The organism is Tritonibacter sp. SIMBA_163 (assembly GCF_046535935.1).
Classification (GTDB): Bacteria; Pseudomonadota; Alphaproteobacteria; order Rhodobacterales; family Rhodobacteraceae; genus Epibacterium; species Epibacterium scottomollicae.
This window is the reverse complement of the sequence record NZ_JAWJBP010001261.1, coordinates 1-238: the sequence shown is the minus strand read 5'-3', so window position 1 is coordinate 238 and position 238 is coordinate 1. Positions and strand designations below refer to the sequence as shown.

The 238-nt window shown below is 61.8% G+C and carries 1 protein-coding gene; it reads left to right on the top strand.

The window, feature by feature from the left end; translation table 11 throughout:
• Window positions 1–238, top strand: a 238-nt coding sequence (locus R0J92_RS26360) for a glycosyl hydrolase 2 galactose-binding domain-containing protein (RefSeq protein ID WP_411053860.1), incomplete at both ends; no start/stop codon positions are given.

The window sequence follows — 238 nt, the reverse complement described above, 5'->3', positions numbered from 1 at the left end:
AATGATTTCCGATGCCCGGGAGCGTGCCGCCCTGCGCTTCGATGGTCTCTCCACCATTGCGGAAATCTTCTTCAATGGCGAGCTGATCGCCGCGAGCCAGAGCATGTTTGAAAGGCTGGAAGTGCCGGTCGAACTCACGGGCGCGGACGAGCTTTGCATCTGCTTCCGGGCGCTTGCGCCGAGACTTGAAAAAACCGGCCCCCGCGCCCGCTGGCGGCCGCAGATGATGAATACCCAG